Below are 5,225 nucleotides of genomic sequence, written 5' to 3' on the forward strand. Positions count from 1 at the left end.
GCGCCGCGCGGGCGGCGCTCGCTCCAACAGGCGCTGCCATACCTTGTGGCAAACACCTGTCAGCCCTAAGGCGATCCTTGTGGGAGCTGGCTTGCCGGCGATAGGGCCAGTACAGGCTACGAATTACTCGAACAATGCATCCAGGGCCTGCTCCAGCCGGGTCACGGCAATGACCTGCAGCCCCGCTGGCGGCTCCTTCGGTGCATTGCCCTTGGGCACGATCGCCCGCTTGAAGCCGTGCTTGGCCGCTTCCTTCAAGCGCTCCTGCCCGCTTGGCACCGGGCGTACCTCGCCCGACAAGCCGATCTCGCCGAACACCAGCAGGCCATGGGCCAGTGGGCGATTGCGCAGGCTGGACATCACCGCCGCCAGCAGCGCCAGGTCCGAAGCGGTTTCCAGCACCTTGACCCCGCCCACCACATTGAGGAACACGTCCTGGTCGTGGGTGGGTATACCGCCGTGGCGGTGCAGTACCGCCAGCAGCATGGCCAGGCGGTTCTGGTCCAGGCCCAGGGTTACCCGGCGCGGGTTGGCCAGGTGGCTGTCGTCCACCAGCGCCTGCACCTCGACCAGCATGGGCCGGGTGCCTTCCCAGGTGGCCATCACCACGCTGCCCGGCACTTCCTCCTGGGTACGGTTGAGGAAGATCGCCGACGGGTTGGAGACCTCTTTCAAGCCGCGGTCGGTCATGCCGAACACGCCCAGTTCGTTGACGGCGCCGAAGCGGTTCTTCACCGCCCGCAGCAAGCGCAGGCGGCCGTCGGACTCGCCCTCGAAATACAACACGGTATCGACCATGTGCTCCAGCACCCGCGGGCCGGCCAGCGAGCCCTCCTTGGTGACATGGCCGACCAGGAAGATGGCCGTGCCGCTCTGCTTGGCATAACGCACCAGCAACGCCGTGCTTTCACGCACCTGGGCAACGCCACCAGGGGCTGACTGCAACTGCTCGGTGAAGATGGTCTGGATGGAGTCGATCACCATTACCCGCGGTTTTTCGACACGTGCCGTGGCAATGATCGTCTCGATGCAGGTTTCGGTCATGACCTTGAGCTTGTCCTGGGGCAGGCCCAGGCGGCGCGAGCGCATGGCCACCTGTTGCTGCGATTCCTCGCCAGTGACATACAGTGCCGGCATGCCCACGGCGATGTTGCACAGGGTCTGCAACAGGATGGTCGACTTGCCGATGCCAGGGTCGCCACCAATCAGCACCACCGAGCCGTCTACCAGGCCGCCACCCAACACACGGTCCAGCTCGGTGCTGCTGGTGGTGAAACGGGGGATCTCCTCGACGCTGACTTCGGCCAGGGTCTTGATCTGTGCCTGCTGCCCGGTCCAACCGGCGCGGCCACTGCTGGGCGCAGCGGCACCGCCGCTTTCGATCATGGTTTCGACCAGGGTGTTCCAGGCCCCGCACTCACCACACTGGCCGGCCCATTTGGGGAAGGTCGCGCCGCACTCGGTGCAGCCATACATGCGCTTGGCCTTGGCCATGGGTTGGGGTCTCCTGGAAAAATCGCCATGATAGCCGAGCCGCACGTGCCTCGAGCGCTTCGGGATGCGACAAAACTATTCGTTCTAACCGCAGTCAGTTGCCCTGAACACAACGCATGAAGCGTTCAAGTGGCTTACACTGCGTTTACCTCACCTTTTGTTACAAGGATCTAAACATGGGCATGCTCAATGAGTTCAAGGCCTTCGCGGTCAAAGGCAACGTCGTCGACATGGCGGTTGGTATCATCATCGGCGCAGCCTTCGGCAAGATCGTCTCGTCCTTCGTCGGCGACGTGATCATGCCTCCGCTGGGCCTGTTGATTGGTGGTGTGGATTTCAGCGATCTGGCCATTACCCTGAAAGCCGCTCAAGGTGACGTACCGGCGGTGGTGCTGGCCTATGGCAAGTTCATCCAGACCGTGATCGACTTCCTGATCGTGGCCTTCGCCATTTTCATGGGCGTGAAGGCCATCAACCGGCTCAAGCGTGAAGAGGCCGTGGCACCGACTGCCCCGCCAGTGCCTACCCCCCAGGAAACCCTGCTGACCGAGATTCGCGATTTGCTCAAGACGCAGAACCAGAACCGCCTGCCTTGAGGTTGCCGGGCTGCCTTGCAGCCCGCTCCTGCTCGCCGGCACCGGCAGCGCCGGTGCCCAGGCCCAGCGCCTTACCAGTAATTCTCGACCGCCACCTGGCCGGGCCGCTTGCTCAGGCTCAACTGCAGGTCGCGTGCCTTGAGCACCTTGCGTGTCTCGTCGATCATCTCCGGGTTGCCGCACAGCATCACCCGCGAATGCTCGGGGGACAGTTCCAGCCCCGCCGCCCTCTCCAACTCACCGTTCTCGATCAGCGTGGTAATGCGCTGGTTCAGCGCGCCAGGGTGCTGCTCGCGGGTCACCACCGGAATGAACTGCAACTTGCCAGCAAACTCGGCCAGATAATCGCGCTGTTCCAGCCCGGCAATTTCATCCACATAAGCCAGCTCTCTGGCCTCGCGCACCGAATACACCAGTTTGATGCTGTCGAACCGCTCCCAGGCCTCGAAGTCCTGCAGGATCGACATGAACGGCGCAATGCCGGTACCGGTAGCCAGCAGCCACAGGTCGCGGCCGCCGACGAAGCGGTCGAGGGTGAGGAAGCCAAACGCCTGGCGGTCTATCAGCAAGGTATCACCTGCCCCCAGGCGGCTCAGCTCACTGGTGAACTCGCCGCCCGGCACCACGATGGAGAAGAAATCCAGGTGCTCGTCATGGGGCGCACTGACCATGGAATAGGCGCGCCATACCACGCTGCCATCGGCCTTGGTCACGCCCAGCCGGGCGAACTGGCCGGAACGGAATCGGAACCCGGCATCGCGCGTAACCCGCAGGCTGAAGAGGTTCGGCGTCAGCGGCTGAACATCGAGCAGGGTCTGGCGGGTGAACTTTTCGGCGCTAGCGGTCATATCGGGCTCCAGGGTTGGCGTGTGCACAGTGTCGCCTAAAGTGCTCGGGATAAAAACCACCGCTTTGTAGGGCCTCACGCCGGGTGCCGGTATGAAAGTCGCAGAGAATGCGGTTGGCTATAGCAAAAAATCCCAACACAACGGTAGGTCTTTTCCTACACTAGTCCTGATTCTCAAACGGATTGGATCCCGCGCCTCAAGGAGTGTTTCAGATGCTTCACTGGAAACCTGAACATCTTGATGCGTTCGTCAGCGAGCGCAGCCCAAAGAAGCTGTTCAACATCGCAGTGCATCTGGCGCAGGACCTGGCCATGCAGTACCTGGGGCTGAACCTGCGCATTCAGATCGCGACCCAGACGCCCAGGCTCTACCTGTACAGCAACTATCCCGATGAATGGATCAGTCGCTATCAGCGTGACGACTTCTACAAGCAGGACTGCGCCGCCCACCTCAGCCACCAGTCGACCCTGCCGGTGCTGTGGACCGACGAGCTCTATCATGAGGCCCCGCACTTTCGCGAAGCAGCCTGCCAACATGGCCTGCGTCACGGTTGGACGCAGTCGCTGCACGACCTGCAACACAACGAGAGCCAGATCAGCGTGGCCCGCCCGGCGGGCAGCATCGACATCAACGAGCTCTACGAGAAGGCCGGCAGTGTGCAGTGGCTGTGCCACACGCTGCATGCCGTGCTCGGCGAACACCACCTGAACGCTTTGTGCCCGCCACAACCGAAGATGAGCGCGCGTGAGCTGGAAGTGCTGAAATGGTCCGCCGCTGGCAAGACCGCTGCCGACGTTGCCTGCATTCTGTCGTTGTCGCAAAGCACGGTGAATTTCCATATCCGCAGCGTGATCACCAAGACCAATGCCGCCAACAAGGCTGGCGCCATCGCCATTGCCGCGTTGCGCGGCTGGATCTGACCTTCAGACCTGCGACCCGGGGCAAAGCCCTGTAGAATCGCCTGGCAAAGCCCGGGGCGAACCGCAACGGGCAGTTTCATACCCGAGCCAGACGCCATGCCCCTGTTGACAACCCCTTACGCCGAACTCGACCTGATCCGCCAGCCCGAACAGGCCAACGACCCTTTGCAGGCTTTCGATGCCGCCGACGAATACCTGCTCGTACAGTTGCACGCGCAGGCACCTGACGCCAACTGCCGGGTGCTGGTGCTCAACGACAGCTTCGGGGCCGTGGCCGCCAGCCTGGCTGGCAAGGTGCAGGTGACCAGCAGCGGCGACTCCCACCTGGCGCACATGGCCCTGGAAAAAAACCTGGCGCGCAATGGCCTGCCGTTCGACAGCGTGCCGTTCGTGCCAGCCAGCGAGCACTGGCAGGGCCCGTTCGACCGGGTGCTGCTGCGCGTGCCTAAAACCCTGGCCCTGCTCGAAGAGCAACTGATTCGCCTGCAGGGGCAGCTGGCCCCCGCTGCGCAGGTGATTGCCGGAGCAATGGTCAAGCACTTGCCACGCGCGGCCGGTGACCTGTTGGAGAAATACATCGGCCCGGTGCAGGCTTCGCTGGCGCAAAAGAAGGCCCGCCTGCTCACCGCGACCCTGGCAGAGCGCCCCCTGGCCCGCTCGCCCTACCCTAGCCGTTACCGCCTGGACACGCCGGCGCTGGAATTGCTCAACCATGCCAACGTGTTCTGCCGTGAGGGCCTGGATATCGGCACGCGGGCGTTCCTGCCGCACCTGCCACGCGACCTCGGCCGCGCGCGGGTAGCAGACCTGGGCTGTGGCAACGGGGTGCTGGCCATTGCCAGTGCCCTGGCCAACCCGGATGCCGAGTACACCTTGGTGGACGAGTCGTACATGGCGGTGCAATCGGCACGGGAGAACTGGCGCGCCGCCTTGGGTGAGCGGCCGGCCACCTTCGAAGCAGCCGACGGCTTGGCCGGGGCCGAGAAACAGTCGCTGGATGTGGTGCTCTGCAACCCGCCGTTCCACCAGCAACAGGTGGTTGGCGATTTTCTTGCCTGGCGCATGTTCCAGCAAGCACGCGAAGCGTTGGTGGTGGGCGGGGCCCTGTACATCGTGGGCAACCGCCACCTGGGCTATCACAGCAAGCTGGCGCGGTTGTTCCGTGGGGTGGAGCAGGTAGCGGCTACGCCCAAGTTTGTAATCATCAAAGCGCGCAAGTAAGCCTGTACCGGCCCTATCGCCGGCAAGCCGGCTCCCACAGGTACTGCACGAGGCGCGAGGCAGATGCGACCCTGTGGGAGATTCTATGGTTCCTGGCAAGGGTAGCCGCTGCATCTTCAGTGCCTGTGAGATTGAGCGCCGCCCGC

General features: G+C 63.4%; 5 protein-coding genes. 3 read left to right on the forward strand and 2 right to left on the reverse strand.

Going from position 1 to position 5,225, the window contains the following annotated elements; translation table 11 throughout:
• Positions 1-123: 123 nt before the first annotated feature.
• On the reverse strand, positions 124-1,494 hold the full coding sequence (gene radA, locus EGJ22_RS25605) for a DNA repair protein RadA (protein WP_009681282.1): 1,371 nt from the start codon (positions 1,492-1,494) through the stop codon (positions 124-126).
• 176 nt (positions 1,495-1,670) lie between these two features.
• Here radA and mscL point away from each other — a divergent pair, with 176 nt between their 5' ends.
• On the forward strand, positions 1,671-2,090 hold the full coding sequence (mscL, locus tag EGJ22_RS25610; RefSeq protein ID WP_029888025.1) for a large-conductance mechanosensitive channel protein MscL: 420 nt from the start codon (positions 1,671-1,673) through the stop codon (positions 2,088-2,090).
• A 71-nt stretch (positions 2,091-2,161) separates the two neighbouring features.
• Here mscL and EGJ22_RS25615 read toward each other — a convergent pair whose 3' ends face one another.
• Positions 2,162-2,938 carry a ferredoxin--NADP reductase gene (locus tag EGJ22_RS25615; RefSeq protein WP_029888026.1) on the reverse strand — a complete coding sequence of 259 codons (777 nt, stop codon included), beginning with the start codon at positions 2,936-2,938 and terminating at the stop codon, positions 2,162-2,164.
• A gap of 212 nt (positions 2,939-3,150) precedes the next feature.
• Between EGJ22_RS25615 and EGJ22_RS25620 the strand changes: the two genes are divergently transcribed.
• Together EGJ22_RS25620 and EGJ22_RS25625 are read left to right on the forward strand one after the other, a co-directional pair.
• On the forward strand, positions 3,151-3,858 hold the full coding sequence (locus EGJ22_RS25620; RefSeq protein WP_009681279.1) for an autoinducer binding domain-containing protein: 708 nt from the start codon (positions 3,151-3,153) through the stop codon (positions 3,856-3,858).
• A gap of 96 nt (positions 3,859-3,954) precedes the next feature.
• Complete coding sequence (locus EGJ22_RS25625) at positions 3,955-5,079, forward strand: methyltransferase (RefSeq protein WP_029888027.1); 1,125 nt, start codon at positions 3,955-3,957, stop codon at positions 5,077-5,079.
• The last annotated feature ends 146 nt before the right edge of the window (positions 5,080-5,225 follow it).

It is taken from the genome of Pseudomonas sp. p99-361, from assembly GCF_003935475.1.
GTDB lineage: Bacteria > Pseudomonadota > Gammaproteobacteria > Pseudomonadales > Pseudomonadaceae > Aquipseudomonas > Aquipseudomonas juntendi.

Bases quoted from the DNA above. Each gene is read 5' to 3' on its own strand.
- radA (WP_009681282.1), bottom strand. From the start codon at position 1,494: ATGGCCAAGGCCAAGCGCATGTATGGCTGCACCGAGTGCGGCGCGACC.
- mscL (WP_029888025.1), top strand. From the start codon at position 1,671: ATGGGCATGCTCAATGAGTTCAAGGCCTTCGCGGTCAAAGGCAACGTC.
- EGJ22_RS25615 (WP_029888026.1), bottom strand. From the start codon at position 2,938: ATGACCGCTAGCGCCGAAAAGTTCACCCGCCAGACCCTGCTCGATGTT.
- EGJ22_RS25620 (WP_009681279.1), top strand. From the start codon at position 3,151: ATGCTTCACTGGAAACCTGAACATCTTGATGCGTTCGTCAGCGAGCGC.
- EGJ22_RS25625 (WP_029888027.1), top strand. From the start codon at position 3,955: ATGCCCCTGTTGACAACCCCTTACGCCGAACTCGACCTGATCCGCCAG.